The 22,744-nt window shown below is 64.5% G+C and carries 15 protein-coding genes and 2 pseudogenes; 13 read left to right on the top strand and 4 right to left on the bottom strand.

Translation table 11 applies throughout. From position 1 onward, the window contains the following. Positions 1–183: 183 nt before the first annotated feature. Positions 184–2,007 carry an ATP-binding protein gene (locus LMA02_RS14600; protein ID WP_175673196.1) on the top strand — a complete coding sequence of 608 codons (1,824 nt, stop codon included), beginning with the start codon at positions 184–186 and terminating at the stop codon, positions 2,005–2,007. A gap of 212 nt (positions 2,008–2,219) precedes the next feature. On the opposite strand, the pseudogene LMA02_RS14595 reads toward LMA02_RS14600, so the two are convergent. From LMA02_RS14595 to LMA02_RS14585, 3 genes and pseudogenes are all read right to left on the bottom strand, one after another. After that, a pseudogene (locus LMA02_RS14595) lies at positions 2,220–3,088 on the bottom strand (fumarylacetoacetate hydrolase family protein). Positions 3,089–3,232: 144 nt separating this feature from the next. Continuing rightward, the gene (locus LMA02_RS14590; RefSeq protein WP_012339016.1) at positions 3,233–4,003 is read right to left on the bottom strand and encodes an SDR family NAD(P)-dependent oxidoreductase; all 771 of its coding nucleotides are present in this window, start codon (positions 4,001–4,003) and stop codon (positions 3,233–3,235) included. A 145-nt stretch (positions 4,004–4,148) separates the two neighbouring features. Next, positions 4,149–4,703, bottom strand: coding sequence for an OsmC family protein (locus tag LMA02_RS14585; protein WP_012339017.1), 555 nt, complete (start codon positions 4,701–4,703; stop codon positions 4,149–4,151). 244 nt (positions 4,704–4,947) lie between these two features. Between LMA02_RS14585 and LMA02_RS14580 the strand changes: the two genes are divergently transcribed. From LMA02_RS14580 to nagE, 12 genes and pseudogenes are all read left to right on the top strand, one after another. Continuing rightward, a complete protein-coding gene (locus LMA02_RS14580) occupies positions 4,948–5,511 on the top strand; it encodes a TetR/AcrR family transcriptional regulator (RefSeq protein WP_175673197.1) in 564 nt (187 codons plus the stop codon). A gap of 126 nt (positions 5,512–5,637) precedes the next feature. Continuing rightward, positions 5,638–5,979: a carboxymuconolactone decarboxylase family protein gene (locus LMA02_RS14575; protein ID WP_125380560.1), complete on the top strand. Its 342-nt coding sequence runs from the start codon at positions 5,638–5,640 to the stop codon at positions 5,977–5,979. A gap of 69 nt (positions 5,980–6,048) precedes the next feature. Then, positions 6,049–6,729, top strand: a complete 681-nt coding sequence (locus tag LMA02_RS14570; RefSeq protein ID WP_125380561.1) for a DsbA family oxidoreductase — start codon at positions 6,049–6,051, stop codon at positions 6,727–6,729. A 154-nt stretch (positions 6,730–6,883) separates the two neighbouring features. Continuing rightward, positions 6,884–7,993, top strand: a complete 1,110-nt coding sequence (locus tag LMA02_RS14565) for an alkene reductase (RefSeq protein ID WP_228905766.1) — start codon at positions 6,884–6,886, stop codon at positions 7,991–7,993. Positions 7,994–8,071: 78 nt separating this feature from the next. After that, entirely contained in the window at positions 8,072–9,583 is a 1,512-nt protein-coding gene (locus LMA02_RS14560; protein ID WP_392840824.1) for a MalY/PatB family protein, read from the top strand. Positions 9,584–9,641: 58 nt separating this feature from the next. Then, entirely contained in the window at positions 9,642–9,860 is a 219-nt protein-coding gene (locus LMA02_RS14555; RefSeq protein ID WP_105832679.1) for a tautomerase family protein, read from the top strand. Positions 9,861–10,204: 344 nt separating this feature from the next. After that, a pseudogene (locus tag LMA02_RS14550) lies at positions 10,205–12,217 on the top strand (error-prone DNA polymerase); the annotation flags it as partial. Positions 12,218–12,545: 328 nt separating this feature from the next. Continuing rightward, entirely contained in the window at positions 12,546–13,280 is a 735-nt protein-coding gene (locus LMA02_RS14545; RefSeq protein ID WP_228905764.1) for a GntR family transcriptional regulator, read from the top strand. 107 nt (positions 13,281–13,387) lie between these two features. Further along, positions 13,388–14,491 (top strand): N-acetylglucosamine-6-phosphate deacetylase, encoded by a 1,104-nt coding sequence (nagA, locus tag LMA02_RS14540; protein ID WP_175656256.1) that lies wholly within the window; start codon positions 13,388–13,390, stop codon positions 14,489–14,491. Further along, positions 14,484–15,491, top strand: a complete 1,008-nt coding sequence (locus LMA02_RS14535) for an SIS domain-containing protein (RefSeq protein WP_228907650.1) — start codon at positions 14,484–14,486, stop codon at positions 15,489–15,491. Before nagA ends, LMA02_RS14535 begins: the two co-directional genes overlap by 8 nt. A gap of 15 nt (positions 15,492–15,506) precedes the next feature. Next, a complete protein-coding gene (gene ptsP, locus LMA02_RS14530; protein ID WP_228905763.1) occupies positions 15,507–18,089 on the top strand; it encodes a phosphoenolpyruvate--protein phosphotransferase in 2,583 nt (860 codons plus the stop codon). Between the two features lie 87 nt (positions 18,090–18,176). Beyond that, the gene (nagE, locus tag LMA02_RS14525) at positions 18,177–19,940 is read left to right on the top strand and encodes an N-acetylglucosamine-specific PTS transporter subunit IIBC (RefSeq protein WP_228905762.1); all 1,764 of its coding nucleotides are present in this window, start codon (positions 18,177–18,179) and stop codon (positions 19,938–19,940) included. 200 nt (positions 19,941–20,140) lie between these two features. Here nagE and LMA02_RS14520 read toward each other — a convergent pair whose 3' ends face one another. Beyond that, positions 20,141–22,624 carry a family 20 glycosylhydrolase gene (locus LMA02_RS14520; RefSeq protein ID WP_228905761.1) on the bottom strand — a complete coding sequence of 828 codons (2,484 nt, stop codon included), beginning with the start codon at positions 22,622–22,624 and terminating at the stop codon, positions 20,141–20,143. Positions 22,625–22,744 lie beyond the last annotated feature (120 nt).

The raw sequence follows: 22,744 nt of genomic DNA, 5'->3' as shown, positions 1-22,744 counted from the left end.
TGGATGCTCGTTACGCGCCGCTCTCGGATCCCACGTGACCACTCCTCGAACTGGGCCGCGAAGGCGTGATTTTTGCCGGCAACCGTCGGCCAAGTCTCTGTTCGCTGCGCTCAGAGGTCCGCCGTCCAACTCAGAGTAATATTTGACGGCTCGAACTGTCGGGCTACAAATAAGGAGGCCGAGATGAGACTGGAATCTGTTTCGATAAAAAACTTCCGTTGCTACCGTGAAGAGACCACGGTATCGATGGCGGACCTGACGACTTTTGTTGGGAAAAATGACATAGGAAAGTCCTCGGTCCTCGAGGCGCTGGAGATCTTCTTCAACAACGAAACTGTCAAGATAGAACAGGGTGACGCGAACATCTACAGCGGCGCCCCCCTCGTTTCTATCACCTGCGAATTTTCTGATTTGCCATCCCAGTTGAGCCTCGACGCAGGGGCAGAGACGACTCTAGCAGCAGAATACCTTCTCTCTGCCAAGGGCACCCTGAAGATCCAAAAGGTATTCGATTGCAGCAAGAAGACGCCGTCCGCCGAAGTGTATATCCTTGCGAATCACCCGACGGCAACCGGGGTTGCAGACCTTCTTGATCTGAAGGAAAAAGATCTTCAAAAGCTTGTAAAAGACCAGAAGCTCGATGCCGCGCTTAAAGGGAATCCAGGTATGCGGCGGGCCTTGTGGGCGGCGGCGAAAGACCTCGAACTGCAGGAAGTGGCTCTTCCTGTCACCAAGCCGAAGGAAGATAGCAAACGGATCTGGGATCAGCTCGAAAACTACTTGCCGATGTATGCGCTGTTTCAGAGCGACCGGAGCAGCCGCGATTCTGACGGGGAGGTACAAAATCCAATGAGGGCAGCAGTGGCAGCCGCCATCGCGGAAGTGCAGGACGACATCAACCGGATTCAGGAAAAGGTTCGCGAGAAAGCCGAGTTAATTGCGAAGATCACTCACGAAGCTTTGAAGACGATCGACCCCAACCTTGCCAAGGAGCTGACGCCGCAATTCATGCCACCGACTGCAGCCAAGTGGACCGGGTTGTTTTCGGTCGGCATGGACACCGACGACGGCATTCCGCTAAACAAGCGCGGCAGCGGCGTCCGTCGCCTTGTCTTGGTTGCCTTTTTCAAGGCGGAAGCGGAGCGCAGGTTGAAGGCCGGCACCAGCAGGAGCATCATTTACGCGATCGAGGAGCCCGAGACGGCACAGCACCCGAACAACCAGCGCATCCTTATAGAATCATTCAAGACGTTGGCTTTGGAGCCCGGATGTCAGGTTTTGCTCACGACGCACAGCCCCGGCTTCGCGTCGGATCTGCCTACCGCCAGTATCAGGTTTGTAACGCGAGACGCGGCTCTTCAACCCGTGATCCTGGAGGGCGCAGACGTATTCGGGCAGGTGGCTGAAACGCTCGGTGTCGTGCCGGATAGTCGTGTCAAAGTCCTACTTTGCGTCGAAGGACCGACAGACGTGGCCGCCTTTAAATCGCTCAGTCGGGCGTTACATTCGACCGACCCAACCCTGCCGAACCTAGCTTCGGATGACCGAGTTGCCTTCGTATTGCTCGGTGGCTCAACGCTCAAGCATTGGGTCACACAACATTATCTCCGGTCGCTCAATCGTCCCGAGGTCCATATCTACGACAGCGACGTGGCCAAGTATGCGGAATCTGTCGCTGAGGTAAACCTGCGCACGGATGGCTCCTGGGCCGTGCAAACGAACAAGCACGAGATCGAATGCTATCTGCATGCGGATGCGATCAAGGATGCTTTTGGCGTCGAGATTGTCGTCGTCGATCAGCCCGGCGCCGACGGGAAGTCTGTCCCGAAGATTTTCGCTGAAGCCTTCTCTGCGAAGCAACAGTACGATGGGGTTATGGGCGATGAAAAAGCAAAGCTACGCCTCGCGGATAAGGCATTTCCCATGATGACCGCGGAGCGGCTGGCCGAAAGGGATCCCGCACGAGAGGTGGAGGGGTGGTTCCGCAGACTTGGGGCGATGCTGTGAGCGCCGGATACGCGGGCCGCGAGCTTGGGGCCCGCGCGATGGGAGTGACATAACTGCCGGCCACGAATGGCACTTTGGGGAGCGATGTGATCACTCCCCTATATGTCGAGTTGAATGACCGCAGTCGGGACTAAAGCGAACACGTAGTCCACAATCACGACAGACCGCTTGTGGCCGAACTGAGTCAGACGATCTAACGCTGTCCGTTTGGCCTAGTCCAGCCTTATACACATCACCGCCGGCATGACCGGATTGCGCAACACGCCGAGCTGCTCGATTTCGACTTCGCACATGTCACCGGCCTTCATCCAGAGCTGTGGCTCGCGCGCCGTCCCGATACCGGCAGGCGTACCCGTGACGATAAGGTCACCGGGCTGAAGTGTCATCACTTCGCTCAACAGCACGACGAGTGTCTCGACATCAAAGATCATGTCCGACGTCGAAGCCTCCTGCACAACCGCACCGTTCAAGCGCGTCTGAATCCGAAGCCCCTTGCAGCCGCGCGGCAGCTCATCGGCCGTGACGAACCATGGCCCGAATCCTCCGGTTCCGTCGAAGTTCTTCCCCATCGTCCACTGTGGAGTGCGGAACTGGTAATCAGGCAGCGTGACGTCGTTGAAAAGCGAATAACCGGCGACGTGATCGAGTGCACGCTCGCGAGTGATGCCGCGGCCGGCCTTGCCGATCACCGCCAGCGGCTCGCCCTCGTAGTCGAGTTGCGACGACTGTGCCGGCAACGCGATCGGTTCGTCGTGAGCAATCAGGCTCGATGCGAACCGCGCAAACACGGTTGGATAAGTCTGCTTCGCAAACCCGGTTTCCATCGAGTGGTCGAGGTAGTTCAAGCCAACGCAGAGGATCTTGTTGGGCCGCCCGAACGGCGGCAGTACGCGTACTGCATCAAGATCGACCGGCGCTCCACGCGCGAGACGCGCGGCAACTTCGGCAAGGTCGGCGCCTGCGCCAGCAGCGAATCCAGACCCGGATAAGCGGTGTCCTCAGCGGTCAGCCCGAACCATTGCCCGCTGTGCTCCACCGCGATGCCGCGGTGCCCATTCTTTTTATAGATTGCAAATCGCATCGCACACTCCTTGCTCGACCTCCATGAAGGCGTCGACTGCTCCGTCAATGTCCTATTGGACCACCGCTGGAAGTGGCGGTGGTCCTTCTTTCGTCTCGTTGCCGTTGCACATCAGCTGCTAGCGCGCATCCCTCCAAACAGCCATCATTTGCGCACTGCCATCACCCCCGCGTCCACATTCCAGATGGCACCCGTTACCCACGAGGTCTTGTCCGAAAGCAGGAAGACAATCGTGTTCGCAACGTCTTCGGGCGTACCGACGCGTCCGAGCGGATGAAACGAATCGAGCGCTTTCATCGCACCGGCAATGTCTTCCTTCGCCATGAAGCCTTCGTAAATCGACGTCTGTACGATCGCCGGCGAGACAGCGTTCACCCGGATACCCGCATCGGCGAGTTCAATCGCGAGATTGCGCGTGAGCGCGTGCAGACCTGCTTTCGCCATGGAATACGCGGATGCCGCCGAGTCGCCCAGCGCTGCCTGCGCGCCGATCGACCCGACGTTCACGATCGCGCCTTGGCGCTTCGCGGCGAGCATGTTCCTGACCACGTCCTGCGTAATGAAGAAAGTGGCGCGATTGAGCGACAGGTACATGTCGTAATCAGATTCTTCGTGGTCGATGAAGGCTTTCGGAACAAAGATGCCCGCAGAATTCACCAACAGCGAAATATCTTTGTGATTCGCGTTGATCTCCGCACGGATGGCGTTCATGCCTTCCTCGGTCATGAGGTTCGCCGCGATCACGGAGACCGGACCGAGCCCGCTCAATTCGGCGCGCACAGCTTCGGCCTTGTCCTTTCTATTACCCGTCAAGACGACGCTACCGCCACTTTTCAGTACTTGTTTGGCCGTTGCGAGCCCGATGCCGCTGGTGCCACCGACGACAAGAAGTTTCTTACCTGAAAAATCGTTCATTTTGATTTCCTTAATTTGAATGTCTGGACCGGTTCCGCATGCGCGGCCGTGCCAAAGCACACCAATACCCGCTTTGCCGCGTCCATGAATCAGCACGTCCCCGGAGAACGCGGGGACGTGGCCGGCATCGCAATACGTGCGCCGGTTAGCCTTCGCGGACTTCGAGCGTCGAGACCACGCGGATCGCCTTCGAGAAATTCGCGCGGTTGACCGAAGTTTTCGTCACAACCCGGTGCAACTCCTCGACACGCTCGCGCGAAGCGTCCGTGTGCAGGCGAACGACGTAGCTCACTTCGTCGTACCCAGGGTTCACGCTCTCGTCGAGCCCGAGGAAACCGCGCAAGTCCAACTCTCCATCCGTCTCGATTTCCAGACTGTGGACAGTGATCCCCATCGCGGCGGCGTTGACGACGTACCCGACCGTCAAACAGGCATTGAGCGCCGCCATCAGCAGTTCCTGCGGGTTGGGCGCGCTATTCGTACCCAGAAGCTGCGTGGGTTCGTCCGCTGCGATTTCGAAATGCCGCTGGTGGGTTACCCCGCCCAGCTCATAGTGGCTGACGGTTGCCACGGAGCGCGTCTGGTGCGCCCATTTCGTCTTGACGTTGAAGCGTGCATTCCGCTTCGTTGGGTCCGTGGCGACCTCTTGCACGAATTGCTGCAAAGCCGGCACGTCGATTCCGTTCGGGTGGGTAGTCATCTGGTGGTCCTCCTGGGGGCGCTCTCGCGCAGGGAAAATTGAAACTCACCAGAAGCCTACCATCTAGTTGGTAGCTTCACAAGAAACTTTCTCACCCCGGCGGTTGCGGTGTTCCTACGAGATTGATCACACAATTTGCCGCCCTGCGGAACTGCAAAAGACCAGGTGCGCCGCTATGCTTGACAAGAAACCAACTAGTAGGTAGACTACGCCTCATTGAGTTTGGCAGTGAGCCGGAGGATGCATGGCAGTTGGTACGCGCGACGCGCTGGTTCAAGCTGGAGAAGGCCTGATGCGCTCGATGGGTTATGCCGCGTTCAGCTATGCGGATCTGGCTGAAACCGTTGGTATCCGGAAGGCAAGCATTCACCACCACTTCCCGACGAAGGAAGATCTGGGCGTTGCAATTGTGGAAGCCTATGTTGCGAGAGTGGTGGAAGCATTCGAGCGAATCGACCGCGAGAATGAGGACTTCTGGGGTCGCTTGAACGGATTTTTCGAGACCTTTCGCGCCAGCAGTGATGGAAGCCTGCTCCCGCTTTGCGGTGCACTTGCCGCCGAGATGGCTGCTTTGCCGCCCGAACTGCAGAAGCTCACGCACCGGTTTTTCGAGCTGCAACTGCGCTGGCTGACCAAGGTCATCGACAAGGGCATCGGCGACGGTGAGATCCCCGCTGGCGTCGGAAGCTACCAGAAGGCGCATCAGGTATTGAGCGTTCTTGAGGGAGCAAGCTTTGTCGAGTGGGCGATGAAGAACGGCGAAACGCTCGACCGCGGCATTATCCGTCTCATCGTCTCCGCAGCATAAAAAGGAATCGATTCCCCAAGCTATTCATCGTTGCACCAATCGTGAGAGCCGTTTTCCACGTGAACATGGCTCTTTTATTTGGCCCCAAACCCTACCAACTAGTTGGTTGTTATCTGGAGAGAAACCATGGAAAACTGGACTGAAACTATCGGCGCCGTCACCCGCCGCGTGCATGAACTTGCACGGTACACCCCGGACACCGTCAAAGGCGTCGGTTTGCTTGGTGCCGCCGGCGCCAAGACAAATCATCTCGACGCAAAGACCCGGGAGCTGATTGCGCTGGCAGTCGCTGTCACCACACGGTGCGACGGCTGCATCGCTTTTCACGCGGCAGAAGCCAACAAGCTCGGCGTGACGAAGGAAGAAGTCGCGGAAGCACTCGGTGTCGCCATCAATCTCAATGCCGGTGCCGCTGTGGTCTATAGCACGCATGTGCTCGACGCGCTGGACCAGCTCGGCCGCGAGTAAATGTCCTGCCCGGCGCTGCCGCTGCGAGCGGAGCGCCACCAAGCAGCAATTTCCAGCTGAGGATGAAATATGAAGCGGGTCAATGTAGAAGTATGGTCGGACTTTGTCTGTCCCTGGTGCTGGATCGCAAAACGACGCCTGGAAAAAGCGATAGAAGGCATGGCGCAGCACGTCGACGTTGTCGTGACACACAAGTCCTACCGTCTCGCGCGAGGCATGGTTCCGACTGGCTTTACAGACGCGCTTTATGCCAAGTTCGGAAACCCCGCAGCAGCGCAAAGAATGATGGATGCGGTGTGCTCGGCCGGCGCCCAGGAAGGACTGAACTATCGATTCGAGACCATGCGCTTTGGTGATACGAGCGACGCGCACTTGCTCGTCAAAAGCGTCCAAAAGCCTGAAGACAAACAACGATTGATCGAAGCGATCTACCGGGCCGCGACGACCGACGGTGTTGACATCTTCGACAGAGCCGCCCTCGTCGAGCTTGCGAAGAACATCGGTATCTCTGCTGCGTCGCTCTCCTTCGACGATCGCGAGATGGTGTCCGAAATCGCGCGAGATGAAGCAGAAGCGAATCGGATCGCAAACGGCGTTCCGCTGTTTGTCTTCAACAACCGAACGTACCTCTCGGGCGCACGTGAAGTCGCTGTGTTCGAAAAAGCGTTGATCGACTCCGCCGAGAACGTACCGGACGAAAGCGCAGACACCGGAGGCATGAGTTGCAGCATCGACGGATGTGCTGGCTAGGCGGCGGCGCCCGATTCATAGGGGAGCCAATTTTCCGGATTTGTTCAATATCCGCGTGAAGCAGCGATCCACCGCGATTCGATAACCGTCCAGTTCATTTCGCATTCAGCGCGACACTTAACCAGCGCCCTGGCGCACCTTCATTTTGAGCAACATGATGAGTAAATTGTTTACGCCCTACGATCTTTCCGGGACGCAGCTCGCCAACCGCGTCGTGATGGCACCGATGACGCGCACGCGTACGCCCGATAACATTCCCAACGACCTCACCGCGCTCTACTACGCGCAGCGTGCTTCTGCCGGCCTGATCATCACCGAAGGTCTTCCGGTGTCCGAAGAGGGTCGCGGCTATCTGTATACGCCGGGCCTGTACACCGACGAGCAGACGGAAGGATGGCGAAAAGTCACCGATGCCGTGCACAAAAAGGGCGGCAAAATCTTTGCCCAGCTCTGGCACGTTGGCCGGCTGTCCCACGTTTCCATCCAGCCTGGCAATGCGGCTCCGGTGTCGTCGGGCGAAGTGCCGGCGACCACGACCATGGTCTACGCATGGGTCGAACCCGGCAAGGAAGGCCCGGTCCTCCCGAGCGTGCCGCGTGCGCTGACCACGGCAGAAGTGCAGCGTGTCACTCAGGACTTCGTTGCATCCGCGCGTCGGGCGATGGACGCAGGCTTCGATGGTGTGGAAGTGATGGCAGCCAATGCCTTCCTGTTCGACCAGTTCCTGAGCAGCAAGCTAAATACCCGCACCGACCAGTATGGCGGTTCCATCGCTAATCGTCAGCGCTTTTTGCTCGAGACGATCGACGCTCTGGCGGACGCCATTGGCGGTGAAAAGGTAGGCGTGCGCATCTCGCCGTTCGGGCGCATCTACGATATGGAGGCCTTCGAAGGCGAAGCGGATGCATGGGCGAGCATGGCCTCTGCCTTGAACGAAAGAAAGCTGGCGTTCGTGCACCTGAACTATCAGACGACTATCTCCGCTGCCGGTACACCGGAGGGCTTTGGTGCGGCTTTCCGCAAGGCCTACCAGGGCACGCTGATCGGCGCCGGCGGCTTCACACAGGAGCTGGCCGAAGCCGAACTCGCGAAGGGAGAACTTGACCTGATCGCATTTGGCACGGCCTTCATTTCCAACCCCGATCTGGTGGAGCGGATGAAGAACGGCTGGCCGCTCACCGAGCCCGATCGGTCGACCTTCTATGGCGTCATTGGTGCCAAGGGCTACACCGATTATCCGACGTTCGAGCAGGAACCCGCGTAATCGGACTGAAATGCCGACGCATCAGTCCGGTCCCCGCCATGAAAGCGAGATGAGGTACGGCGAGCTCGGACTGCTTGCATGGGAAGTCTTCGAATCAACTTTTTCAGGTCATTCGAAGTACTTCCCGTCGGCATTAAAAATGCGTCCAAAGATCTGGCGAAACCACGCCGGCCGGCCATGGTCCGGACCGGTCGACGCGTCGCCTCAGGTTGCATGCCACATTCAGACCGCCCATCGACGTCAATGCAGGCCATCGAAGCTGTTGCGCGTCATGGGGCCGAAAGGTCAAGCGGATATGCCGTCGTACGTCGGTGCGATAGACCCGTAGCTGCATCGCGCGAGGCTCGTCGAATGCTTGATCTCGTACATGGAGAATCCAGTATGGGCTATAACTTTGATCGCTCGATCTCACGCCGCGACACAAATGCGATCGCGGAAGAAGGTTTCGCCAACTATCTGTTCGGAGCGGATGCACCTGCACTTGCACTCGAGATGCCGAGAGAAGAGCTGATATCGATGTGGGTGGCCGACATGCAATTCGCGGCCCCCGATGCCGCCGTCGATGCCATTACCGAGCGCCTCAAACATCCCATCTTCGGGTACACAGCAGACCTGGACGAGCAGCTCTATCAGGCTTTCCACTCGTGGTGCGCGCAACGATATGACTGGCATTTCGCTCGCGAGGAAATGCAGGTCTCACTTGGCGTCATACCCGCACTCTTCGCGCTCGTCGAGTACGTGTGCCAACCCGGCGACAAGGTGCTTGGTCTGACGCCTGCCTACGGATACTTCAAACACGCGGCGAAGCAGCGCGGCCGCGAGTTCGTGACGTCGCGCATGCTCGCATCCGACGATGGCGAATACACGATCGACTTTGAAGACTTCGAAGCGAAAGTAAGCGACCCGGCAGTAAAGCTCTTTTTCCTGTGCCACCCGCACAATCCGACCGGCCGAATCTGGACAAACGACGAGTTGCGTCGCATGGGCGACCTCTGTATCGCAAACGGTGTGAAGATTGTCTCCGACGAGATCCATTGCGACCTGCTGAGAACCGGCAATGCACACACGCCGTTAGCGAAGCTTTTCCCGGGTAGCTCCGACATCATCACGTGCATGGCCGTTAGCAAGACGTTCAATCTCGCGGGAATGATGATCGCAACCATCATCATCCCGGATCCGGAACTGCGCTCGGAATGGAAGCGTCGCCACTACCCGTTCGTGAACCCGCTCAGTCTCGCGGCCGCCATCGGCGCGTATCGCAACGGCGCTCCGTGGCTGGATGCGCTGCGGCTGTATCTCGACGAGAACTTCGCCTTGATTCAACGCTTTCTGGGGGATCACTTGCCAGAAGCCAAATTCCACGTTCCGGAAGCGACCTATCTGGCGTGGATCGACCTGCGGACCTATTTCGACGATTCGGTCAACCTCACACGATTCTTTCTTGAAAAGGCGGGTGTCATCCTCGAGGGCGGTGAAATGTTCGTCGAGAACGGCGACCGAAGAGTGCGACTCAATCTTGCGTGTCCGCGGGCGCAGCTACAACGGTCTTTGGAACGAATCCGCGATGCAATTTTGAGCCAATACCGTTGAATCAAGCTGACGCAAGGCAAGACAGCGCCATCAATTCAAACGAACCCAAGGAACACTTATGCCGCTCATCAATGTAAAAGTCATCGAAGGCGTTTTCTCCGCAGCCGACAAGGAAAGGATCATTTCCACCCTGACCGACGCCATGGTGTCGATCGAGGGCGAAAACATGCGGCCCGTTACCTGGGTCATTGTTGAAGAAGTAAAGAGCGGTGACTGGGGAATTGCCGGCAACGCACTAACAACCGAGAAAGTTAAGGCACTGGCCGCAGGTCAGTAACTGACTAGCCCCCGACGGGCTCCAGCGGCAGTGAAGCGACCATCGCTTACGCCGTTGGAGCCCTTTTTCATTGCTTCCGCGGCATGCGACCTTTAACGCGAACCCAGCGCGATCGATCGAGTCAGCCACGTCACCGGATAGGCAATTCGTCCGCACGGCTTAGCTATACGACACCCGGCACTGCCGCAGGCGCCCGAACCCCAGGTCGATGTATTGGATTGATGCAGTGGCGTCCCCGCTACCGGAATCGTCAAAGTACTACTGGCCGAAGAATGCTGCGCGGACCCGGACCTTCATTGCTCGAGCACCGCCGAACGAATCGGTAGAGCCCGCTAGGGTTCTATATCGACGTCGACTTCGAGCATCAGCGCCGGGAAGAGGTGATCCAGCATATCTACGCAAAATACGGACACGATCGCGCCGCGCTCGCGGCGGCCGTCTCGACGTATCGCCCGCGCGGCGTGCTGCGCGAAACCGGCAAGGCGCTCGGTGTCGATCCGATGCTGGTCGATCGCGTCGCGAAGGCGCATCGCTGGTTCGACGGCAGTCGCGACCTGCTGCAGCAATTCGCGTCGACCGGGCTCGACCCTGCGACGCCGATCATTCGCGCATGGGCCGAACTGGCCGGTCGATTGCTGAACTTTCCGCGCCACCTGTCGCAGCACTCGGGCGGCTTCGTGATCAGCCGCGGCAAGCTCACGCGGCTCGTGCCGGTCGAGAACGCGGCGATGGACGGGCGGCGCGTGATCCAGTGGGACAAGGACGATCTCGAGGCGCTCGGGCTGATGAAGGTGGACGTGCTCGCGCTCGGCATGCTGTCGGCGCTGCATCGCGCCTTCGATCTGCGCACTGCGTGGCGCGGGCCGCAGGAGGACGGCCAGCCGTTCACGCTGAAGCACATTCCGCAGGATGACGAAGCAACCTACGACATGATCTGCCGCGCCGATACGGTCGGCGTGTTCCAGATCGAATCGCGCGCGCAGATGTCGATGCTGCCGCGCCTGAAGCCGCGCGATTATTACGATCTGGTGGTCGAGGTGTCGATCGTGCGGCCGGGGCCGATCCAGGGTGGCGCCGTGCATCCGTACCTGAAGCGGCGCAGGATCAAGGCGGGAGAAGAGGAAGGGGAGATCACCTATCCGAGCGATGCGCTCAGGGACGTGCTCGAACGCACGCTCGGCGTTCCGATCTTCCAGGAACAGGTGATGCAGATCGCGATCGTCGCAGCCGGTTTCACGCCCGGCGAGGCCGACCAGTTACGTCGTGCGATGGCGGCCTGGAAGCGCAGGGGCGATCTCGGCCCGTATCACGACAAGATCGTGAACGGCATGCTCGAGCGCGGCTACACACGCGAATTCGCCGAACAGATCTTCGAGCAAATCAAAGGCTTCGGCGAATACGGTTTCCCCGAAAGCCACGCAGCCAGCTTCGCGAAACTCGCCTATGCCAGCAGCTGGCTCAAATGCCACGAACCGGCGATCTTCCTCGCCGCGCTGCTGAACAGCCAGCCGATGGGTTTCTATCCGCCGTCGCAGCTCGTGCAGGACGCGAAGCGTCACGGCGTGCAGGTCCTGCCGATCGATGTCACGCTCAGTAACTGGGAAGCGTCGCTCGAAGCGCTGCCCGACCAGCCGCCTCCCCACGGCCAGCCCGCCGTGCGGCTCGGCCTGTCGCTCGTGCGCGGCCTCGGCGAAGCCGCCGCGCGCCGGATCGAAGCGGCGCGCGCGGCCGGCCCGTTCGACAACGTCGACGTGCTGGCCCGCCGCGCGCAACTCGAGCGCCGCGATCTCGAGGCACTTGCCGCCGCGAACGCGCTCGCGACGCTCGCCGGCCATCGTCGCGATGCGTTGTGGCAGGCGGTCGCCGCGGCACCCGAGCGCGACCTGCTCGCCGCCGCGCCGATCGACGAACCCGTGAAGCCCGCGCTCGGCGCACCGTCGGAAGCCGACGACATCCTCGCCGACTACGACACCACCGGCCTGACGCTGAACCGCCATCCCGTCGCACTGCTGCGGCCCGCGTTGCGCGCGCAGCGGCTGTTGTCCGCGGCCGAGTTGCGCGAGCGCCCCGACGGCCGGCTCGCGCGCGCGTGCGGAATCGTGACGGCCCGCCAGATGCCGGGCACCGCGAAAGGCGTGATGTTCATGACGCTCGAGGACGAAACGGGGTGCGTGAACGTGATCGTGCGGCCCGAGCTGCTCGCGCGGCAGCGCCGCGAAACACTCGATTCGCGGCTGCTCGCGGTGTCGGGCGTATGGCAGGTCGTCAGCGACGTGAGGCACCTCGTCGCGCAGCATTTCGAGGATCTGACGCCGCTGCTCGGCGGCCTGCGCACGTCGAGCCGCGAATTCCATTGAGGTCCCCGGGCGCGTGTCGCCAGCTCCGCGTGGTGCGTGTCGTCCCATGCATACCAGTCGGCTCAACTGGTTCTATTCGGGTCTTGGATTTCCAGCCCAAAACCGGCCGAATCGCGCGCCGGAACTGTCCCCTTGCATACCAATCCGGGTAAATCCCTATCCCGCATCGCATTGTAAACAAAGGCTTTCCCGCGACTAAAACGCTTGCCGGGCAAGGCTTCCGGCGATTTTCGCCTCGCTAATACCAGTTCGTTGACTGGTATTATGGTGGTTATATAATGCGTTCACTTTCGACGGTCCGAGATCGTCGTCCGACACCCGGAGGCACATGGAAACCGGCTGGTCCGAACTGGCACCCGATCCCCTCGACGACACGCCGCTGTATCTGCAGCTCGCCCGCAACCTGGCGAGCGCGATTCACGCCGGCGCGTGGCGGGCCGGCGAGGCGCTGCCGTCGGAGCGGCTGCTGTCGGGGTCGGTCGGCGTGTCGCGGATCACGGCCCGTCGTGCGCTCGCGCTGCTGGTCGAGCAGGGGCTGATCAAGCGGGCGCGCGGCGCGGGCAGCTTCATCACGCCGCGTGTCGCCGATCCGCTGTCGCGTCTCGTCGGCTTCACCGCGAAGATGCAGCAGCGCGGCTTCGTGCCCGATTCGGTGTGGCTGTCGCGCAAGCTGCGCGCCGCGAGCCGCGACGAGCTCACGCATCTCGGCCTCGCGCCCGGCGCGACGGTTGCGCGGCTCGAACGGCTGCGCCGCGCGGACGGCATCGTGATGGCCGTCGAGCATTCGACGCTGCCGGCCGCGGTGGTGCCCGATCCGCAGGCGCTCGGCGCGTCGCTGTACGAATACCTCGAGGCGCGCGGGATGACCGTGGTGCGCGCGCTGCAGCACTTTCGCGCGGCGAACGCGACGCACGAGATCGCAAAGTGGATGGGGGTGAAGCCGGGCTCGGCCCTGCTCGTGATCACGCGCATCGGCTACGGCGTCGACCAGCGCGCGATCGAAGTGACCGAAACGTATTGCCGCGACGACTATTACGACTTCGTCGCGGAACTGAAACGCTGACGCGCGAGACTGCCCGCGCGCCGTGCGCGACCGAACACGACGAAGCGCAACGGATTTGCAAATCGCGACGCGGATGTCCGCGTCACCAGATCATCAAGAGAAACGTCATGCTGACTGGAAACATCCTTACCCCCGACGGCTGGATTCACGGTTCGCTCGATAGCGAGAACGGCCGCATCACCACGCTCGACGGCACGCCCGCCGATCCCGCGAAGAACGACGCACCGTACATCCTGCCAGGCTTCATCGACCTGCACGTGCACGGCGGCGGCGGCGCCGACGTGATGGAAGGCGGCGACGCGATCGAGACGATCGCCCGCACCCATGCGCAGTTCGGCACGACGAGCCTGCTCGCGACGACGATGACCGCGCCGCGCGACGAACTGATGCAGGTCGTCGCCAATCTCGGCAGCGTCGCGCGCACCCGTACGCCCGGTGGCGCACGCGTGCTCGGCGTGCACCTCGAAGGGCCGTACATCAACCCCGGCAAGCTCGGCGCGCAGCCGGACGCGGCCGTGTCGGCCGTGCTCGACGAAGTGCTGAAGTACCTGTCGATCGCGCCGATCCGCGTCGTCACGCTCGCGCCGGAAATCGCCGGCCACATCGAGATCATCGGCGAGATGGCCGCGCGCGGCGTGCGCGTGCAGCTCGGCCACTCGCTCGCGACCTACGACGACGCCGTCGCCGCGCTCAAGCACGGCGCATGCGGCTTCACGCACCTGTTCAACGCGATGTCGCCGCTGCATCACCGCAATCCGGGCCTCGTCGGCGCGGCGCTCGCGCATGCCGAGTACGCGGAAATCATCCCCGACCTGCTGCACGTGCACCCCGGTGCGATTCGTGCGGCGCTGCGCGCGATCCCGCGCCTGTACGTCGTGACCGACAGCACGTCGGCCACCGGCATGCCCGACGGCGAATACCGGCTCGGCAGCCAGCACGTGACGAAGTGTCTCGGCGGCGTGCGGCTCGCCGACGGCACGCTCGCCGGCAGCACGCTGACGATGGATCAGGCGCTGCGCAATCTCGTGTCGCTCGGTCTGCCGATCGCCGACGTGTCGAACCGGATGTCGCGCTATGCGGCCGACTACCTCGGCATCGCCGATCGCGGCCGCCTCCAGCGCGGCGCATGGGCCGACCTCGTCGTGTTCGATCGCGACCTGAACCTCACCGCGACCTACGTCGAAGGAGAATCGATTGTCGAATATGCTTAACGAAGCGCGCGAGTCCGCCCAGGTCGTCGCCGCGCAACTCGCCGACACCACGCGCGTCGAAGCGCTCGCCGGCCAGCTGCTCGATCACCCGCCGGCCGTCGCGCTGACGGTCGCGCGCGGCAGCTCGGATCACGCCGCCAGCTATTTCGCGAGCCTGACGATGAGCCGCCTCGGCGTGCCCGTCGCGTCGCTGCCGATGTCGGTCGCGACGCTGCAGCAGGCGCCGCTGAAGGTGCAGGACCAGCTCGCGCTCGCCTTCTCCCAGTCCGGCAAGAGCCCCGATCTCGTCAACACGATGGCCGCGCTGCGCGAAGCCGGCGCGCGCACCGTCGCTGCCGTCAACGTGCTGCCGTCGCCGCTCGCCGACGCGTGCGAGCACCAGTTGCCGCTCTTGGCCGGCCCCGAGCTGTCGGTCGCCGCGACCAAGAGCTATATCGCGATGCTGTCGCTGTCCGCGCAGATCGTCGCGTACTGGCAGCGCGACGCCGCGCTGATCACCGCGTTGCGCGGCCTGCCCGACGTGCTCGCGCAAGCCGGCCAGCTCGACTGGTCGCCGGCCGTCGCCGCGCTCGCGGACATCGAGCGGATGATCGTGATCGGCCGCGGCCTCGGTCTTGCGATTGCGCAGGAAGCCGCGCTGAAACTGAAGGAAACCTCCGGCATCCAGGCCGAGGCGTTCTCGAGCGCCGAAGTCCGTCACGGCCCGATGGAGCTGATCGACCGCGACTATCCGCTGCTGGTGTTCGCGCCGCCGGGGCCCGAGCAGGCCGGGCTGCTGCAGCTCGCGCAGGACATGCGCGCACGCGGCGCCGCCGTGCTGCTCGCGGCGCCTGCCGGCACGCCCGGCGCGACCTTGCCACTTGCGCAGTCTGCCCATTCGGCGCTCGACCCGATCGCCGCCATTCTTTCGTTCTACGTGATGGCGGCGGATCTCGCCGTCGCGCGCGGCCGCAATCCCGACACGCCGCGCCACCTGAACAAAGTCACCGAAACGCACTGATAGCCGAGACCGCCGATGAGACGCGCCGAGGAGTCCCAGTTGAAGAGTTCCACCCATGATCCGATCGTCCTGCATGCCCCGCTGACCGGGCCGATCGTCGCGCTGGCCGATGTGCCCGATCCGGTGTTCTCCGGCGGGATGTTCGGCGACGGCATCGGCATCGACCCGCTCGCGGGCAAGCTCGTCGCGCCGTGCGCCGGCGTCGTGTCGCATCTCGCGCGCACCGGCCATGCAGTGACCATCACGACGCCGCAAGGCGCGGAAGTGCTGCTGCACATCGGCATCGACACCGTCGAGCTGAACGGGCAGGGTTTCACCGCGCATGTCGAAGCCGGCGCGCGGGTCGCGGCGGGCGACCTGCTGATCGAGTTCGACCAGGACGCGGTCGCGCGCAGCGCGCATTCGCTGGTGTCGGTGATCGCGATCGCGAACTCCGACGCGTTCGAGATCGTCGAGCGCGCGAGCGGTTTCGCGACCGCCGGCGAGACGCCGCTGCTGACGCTGCGCGGCAAGGGCGAAGCCGCCGCGCAGGCGGCGCAGGCCGGCGCCGCGGCGATGCACGAAGTGCGCCGCGAGCTCGTGCTGACGCAGCCGGGCGGCCTGCATGCACGCCCGGCCGCACGGGCGCGTGAATCCGTGCGCGGCATCGACGCGACGGTCGACGTGCAGTTCGACGGCCGCAAGGCGTCGATCACGAGCGTCGTGGGCCTGCTCGGCCTCGGCGCCGGCGAAGGCGCGACGATCGAACTGATCGGCCGCGGCGCGCACGCGCAGCAAGCCGTCGAAGCGGTCGAACGTGAATTGCTGCGCGAAGCGCACGGCGAAGTCGAGGAGAAGCCGGCGCGGCTGCGTTCGCCGGCGCCGCAGATGGTCGTGCGCAATACCGGCGCGCCGCTCGACCCGAACACGCTCGCGGGCGTATGCGCGGCGCCCGGCATCGCGGTCGGCACGCTCGTGCGTCTCGACGATGCGGAAATCGTGCCGCCCGAACAGGCGTCCGGCACGCCCGCGTCGGAAAGCCGCCGGCTCGACCAGGCGCTGAAGGCGGTCGACGCCGAACTCGACGAAACGGTCCGCAACGCGTCGGCACGCGGCGCGGTGGGCGAGGCGGGGATTTTCGCGGTGCATCGCGTGCTGCTCGAGGACCCGACGCTGGTCGACGCGGCGCGCGACCAGATCAGCCTCGGCAAGAGCGCGGGCTTCGCGTGGCGCGCGACGATCCGCGCGCAGATCGACACGCTGTCGAAGCTCGACGACACGCTGCTCGCCGAGCGCGCGGCCGACCTGCGCGACATCGAGAAGCGCGTGCTGCGCGCGCTCGGCCACACCAGCGGCGCGACGCGCGCACTGCCCGACGAGGCCGTGCTCGCCGCCGAGGAATTCACGCCGTCGGACCTGTCGTCGCTCGATCGCCAGCGCGTGACCGCGCTCGTGATGGCGCGCGGCGGCGCGACGTCGCATGCGGCGATCATCGCGCGCCAGCTCGGCATTCCGGCGCTCGTCGCGGTCGGCGACGCGCTGTACGCGATTCCGGACGGCACGCAGGTCGTCGTCGATGCGAGCGCGGGCCGTCTCGAACACGCACCGACCGCGCTCGACGTCGAGCGCGCGCGCCACGAACGCCAGCGTCTGGACGGCGTGCGCGAAGCGAACCGGCAGTTGGCCGGTGCCGCCGCCGCGACCACCGACGGCCGCGCGATCGAGGTCGCCGCGAACATCGCGACGCTCGATGACGCGAACACCGCGGTCGACAACGGCGCGGACGCGATCGGCCTGTTGCGCACCGAGCTGATGTTCATCCACCGCCAGGCCGCGCCGAGCGTCGTCGAGCACCAGCAGAGCTACCAGTCGATCGTCGACGCGCTGCAGGGCCGCACCGCGATCATCCGTACGCTCGACGTCGGTGCCGACAAGGAAGTCGACTACCTGACGCTGCCGCCCGAACCGAACCCGGCGCTCGGCCTGCGCGGCATCCGCCTCGCGCAGGTGCGCCCCGACTTGCTCGACGATCAGCTGCAGGGCCTGCTCGCGGTGCAGCCGTTCGGCGCGGTGCGCATCCTGCTGCCGATGGTCACGGATGCGGGCGAACTCGTGCGGCTGCGCAAGCGCATCGACGAATTCGCGCGTGCGCAGGGCCGCACCGAGCCGATCGAGGTCGGCGCGATGATCGAGGTGCCGTCGGCGGCGCTGCTTGCCGACCAGCTCGCGCAGCACGCGGATTTCCTGTCGATCGGCACCAACGACCTGACGCAGTACACGCTCGCGATGGACCGCTGCCAGGCCGATCTGGCCGCGCAGTCCGACGGCCTGCATCCGGCCGTGCTGCGCCTGATCGACATCGCGGTGCGCGGCGCGGCGAAGCATGGCAAGTGGGTCGGCGTGTGCGGCGCGCTGGGCGGCGATCCGCTCGCGGTGCCGATCCTCGTCGGCCTCGGCGTGACCGAACTGTCGGTGGACCCGGTGTCGGTGCCGGGCATCAAGGCGCGCGTGCGCCGTCTCGATTACCAGCTGTGTCGCCAGCGTGCGCAGGATCTGCTCGCACTCGACTCGGCACAGGCGGTAAGGGCAGCAAGCCGCGAGGTCTGGCCGCTCGACTGAACGTCGACGGCGGGCGCGCGACCCGTTTCACTACGAAAGCAATTCGTTCAACGACGATTAACGACGAGACATGGACTGGAGGACTGAATGGACGGGAATCCGTTTCTGAAGATACAGGGCCTGGGCCGGGCGCTGATGCTGCCGATCGCGGTGTTGCCGGTCGCCGGCATCCTGCTGCGGCTCGGGCAGCCGGATGTGTTCAACATCAAGATGATCGCCGACGCCGGCGGCGCGATCTTCGACAACCTGCCGCTCCTGTTCGCGATCGGCGTGGCGGTCGGTTTCGCGAAGGACAACAACGGCGTGGCGGCGCTCGCGGGCGCGATCGGCTACCTGATCGAAACCGCGATCATGAAGGACATCGATCCCAAGCTGAACATGGGCGTGCTGTCCGGGATCATCGCGGGCGTGGTCGCGGGGCTGCTGTACAACCGCTACAAGGACATCAAGCTGCCGGACTACCTCGCGTTCTTCGGCGGCAAGCGGTTCGTGCCGATCATCACGGGGCTGGTGTGCGTGATACTCGGCATCGTGTTCGGATACGTGTGGCAGCCGGTCCAGCATGCGATCGACGCGGCCGGCCAGTGGCTGACGACGGCGGGCGCGATCGGTGCGTTCGTGTTCGGCTTCCTGAACCGCCTGCTGCTCGTCACGGGCCTGCACCACATCATCAACTCGCTCGCGTGGTTCGTGTTCGGCAACTTCACGCCGCCGGCCGGCGGCGAGATCGTGCACGGCGACTTGCACCGCTTCTTCGCGGGCGATTCGACCGCGGGCACCTTCATGGCCGGCTTCTTCCCGATCATGATGTTCGGCCTGCCGGCCGCGTGTCTCGCGATGCTGCACGAAGCGCCGAAGGAACGCCGCGCGATGGTCGGCGGCCTGCTGTTCTCGATGGCGCTCACGTCGTTCCTGACCGGCGTGACCGAGCCGATCGAATTCAGCTTCATGTTCCTCGCGCCGGTGCTGTACGTGATCCACGCGGTGCTCACCGGGCTGTCGCTCGCGATCTGCCAGCTGCTCGGCGTGAAGCTCGGCTTCACGTTCTCTGCCGGCGCGATCGATTACGTGCTGAACTACGGGCTGTCGACCAAGGGCTGGATCGCGATTCCGCTCGGCATCGCGTACGGGGTCGCGTACTACGGGCTGTTCCGTTTCTTCATCCGCAAGTTCAACATGGCGACGCCGGGCCGCGAGCCGGCCTCGGCCGATGCGGCGACCGAGTCGTTCGCATCGGGCGGTTTCGTCGCACCGGCTGCCGGTGCCGCGGCGGCAGCGCCGCGTGCGCTGCGCTACATCGCCGCGCTCGGCGGTGCGGGCAATCTGACGGTCGTCGACGCATGCACGACGCGCCTGCGCCTGAGCGTCGTCGACCCGGAGAAGGTGTCGGAGCCTGAACTGAAGTCGATCGGCGCGCGCGGTGTGCTCAAGCGCGGCGGCAACAGCGTGCAGGTGATCATCGGGCCCGAGGCCGACATCATTGCCGACGAAATGCGTTCGGCGATCGGCAGCGGCGCGACCGGTGCCGCGGCGCCGGCCACGGCCGCGCAGCCGGGCACGGGCGCGGGCGCGACGGGCGGCCCGCTCGATCCCGATCCGCTGCGCTGGCTCGCGGTGTTCGGCGGCGCGACCAACGTGGTCGCGCTCGACGCGATCGCGACCACGCGCCTGCGTGTCGTCGTGCGCGACGCATCGGCGGTCGATCGTGATCGCCTCGGTGCACTCGACGTCGCATGGGTGTCGCCGGACACGTTCCACATCGTCTGCGGCAACGCGGCGGCACGCTACGCCGAACAGCTCGGCGCACGTCTGCCGTCGACGGACGGCGGCGCGGCCGCGCAACCGGCCTGATGCGCTGAGGCCGGCCCGGTCCGCCGGGTCGCAGGGCAGCAAAACGAAAACGGCTTGCGATGCGTCGCAAGCCGTTTTTCATTGGCGGGGCGTATGCGCGATGCGTTCATCTGCATCGCTCAGCCGGTCAGCCGGTCAGCGGTCAGCGGTCAGCCGCTCGGCCGCTTGTCGACTAATCTGCCGCTCAGCCAGTCTAACGTTCACGGGTTCGTCAGCGTGAAAGTCGGCTTCCGGTAGCCGATGCCGGCACGATCGAGCTTCGGCAATTCGCGCTGCGTGACCAGCGTCGCGAAACCGGCCCAGTCGCGCTGCAGCGCGGCCGTGTCGACGCGGTGCGTGTCGCCGCGCTTGTAGCGCACGCCGGCCGCGTACGGCAGCTCCCAGTCGGCCCGGTGCCACGCGCGTTCGGCGAGCGCGAGCAGGCGCGGATACACCATGTACTCGAGGAACGTGTCGTTGCGCATCACCTCGCCCCAGGCCTGACCCTGGATGCCTTCGATGCGCGGCGCGGGGCCCGTGCCGGTCACCTCGAACGCGTTGCCGTCGCGATCGCCCATCACTTCGGCGTTCTGCGGCAGGTTCTCCGGCGCGAGCGAGAACACCTTGTACTCGTCGGTTGCCTGCGAGCCCCAGTAATAGCCGCGTTCGCGCGGGTTCAGCGTGTACGGGAAGTCGAAGTACAGGTAATCAGGCAGCGCCAGCACCGTCTGGTAGCCCTTGCTGCTCAGGTCGCGCGCGCTGTCCGACGCGCCCCAGAAGATCGTGTCCCACAGCGACACCATCACGTGCCGCGTGCTGAAGTCCTGCGGCCCGTTCGCATGCTTGATGCCGTCCTGCCACGCGGCCATCGTGCCGATCCCGTTCGCGTCGACCGCCGCGCTCACCTGTTTCGCGAAGCGCGTCGGCAGCTCGTCGATCGACTTGATCTCGCCGCGCTGGAGCAGCGCCGTGCACGCGGGCGAGCGCGCCCACGGCTTGTCCTGCGCGGCGAGGTCGATGCGCCCCTTGTTCGGATCGGTGCCGTTCAACGGCTGGAAGCCGCCGCCGAGCAGGATGTTCTTCGCTTCGTCGCCGCCGTAGTGCCAGATGCGCAGCGGCGCCTGCGCGTCCGCATGCATCGCCGCGATCTCGCGGATCACCTTCGACGCGAAGTTGAGCGCGCCCGGCACGCACGGGTTCAGGTCGCTGCGCCGGTCGTAGAACTGCACCGTCGTCAGATTCGACGTGTCCTGCGGATCGAGCAGCCGGTACGCGTTCGCGTCCTGTTCGCGGCCGGCCGCATGCAGCCGGCGGTAGCGCGCCTCCATCGACACGACGGCCGCGCGCGCGTGCGCGGGCATGTCGATTTCGGGAATCACGTCGATGAAGCGGTCGGCCGCGTAGCGCACGAGCGCGACGTAGTCGGCGCGCGTCAGGTAGCCGCCGCCCGAGCGGTTGTCGGGGCCGGAGCCGAGTTGCGGCAGCAGGCAGCGCGTCTCGCTCGGATCGTGGCAGCGGCGCGCGCCGATGTCGGTCAGCTCGGGCAGGCCGGGAATCTCGATGCGCCAGCCTTCGTCGTCCGACAGGTGCAGGTGCAGGCGATTGAGCTTGTACGCACTCATCTGGTCGATCAGGCGGCGCAGCGTCGCCGGATGCTTGAAGTTGCGCGCGAGATCGACGTGCATCCCGCGATGCGTGAAGCGCGGCGCATCCTCGACGAGCAGCGCCGGGATCGTGCCGCCGCCGGCCGGCGCAAGCGAGAACAGCGTCTGCACGCCGTAGTAGAGGCCGGCGCGATCGTAGCCCTCGATGAGGACGCCGCGCGGCCCGATCGCGAGCCGGTAGCCGCCCGGCGTCGCGATGTCGGCCGGCAGCCGGCGCGGTGCGACCGCGCCGAGCACCGGCACGCGTGCGCCGTCCAGGCCGAGCGTCGTCGCGCGCTCGCGCAGCGCCGCGACCTGCGCGTCGGGCAGGCCGGCCAGCAAGAGCTCGACGCCGCGCAGATCGAGCGCGCCGGGCAGCGGCTGCTCGCGCTTCACGCTCGGCAGCGCGCGGCTCGCGTCGGGCCGCGCGGCGACGGCCGGCGCGTTGCCCGTCGAGTTGTTCTGTGCGTCAGCCGGCAGCGATTCGACGTAGCGAAGCTCGTTGTCGGTGTCGTTGTAGCGGAGCACCGCGGGCGATGCGCCGTCGACGACGACGTACGGCCGCGGAATCACGTCGCTGTAGCGCCGCACCCAGTATTCGGCGACGAACGGCAGCTCGATGCGTTCGCCGGGCGCGAGCCGTACCGATCCCGGCTGCGGCGTCAGCTCGTACAGGTCGCCGGTGAGCCGGCGTAGCGCGAAGCCCGGACGGTCGATTCGCAGCAGGCGGCGGATGCTGTGCAGGTAGAGCTTCCAGCCGCCGTCGGCGATCGGCTGGTGGCCGCGGTTCTGCAGGAACAGGCGGCCCGTCGCGCAGGCCGCGCCGTCGGCGCCGAGGTCGGCACATGGCACGCCGGCCGCGGCCGCGTGGTTGTTGTCCACGGTGAAGCGCAACGCGAGGCCATTCGACAGCAGTGCGGCGAGATCGGCCGGCTGCGTGGCCGGCCGGGCGGTGCCGGCGATCGCGCCGGCGGCGGTTTGCGCGGGCTCGGCGCAGGTCGCGGCCGGCAACAGCGCCGCGATCAGCAAGCCGGTCAACAGGGAGGGAAACGGGCTCTTCATTCGAACTCCTGAGAAAAAAGGGGGCGTGGCGGCGTCGTGGGACGACGTCGCTGCGGTCGGGTCTTTCAACGGAGCTGCGGGGACACCAGCGCCCGGCGCGAGGCGGTTGCGCCGGACGTA

The sequence above is a fragment of the Burkholderia sp. B21-005 genome, from assembly GCF_020843965.1.
GTDB classification, from domain to species: Bacteria; Pseudomonadota; Gammaproteobacteria; order Burkholderiales; family Burkholderiaceae; genus Burkholderia; species Burkholderia ambifaria.
This window is presented reverse-complemented; position numbering and strand designations above follow the sequence as displayed.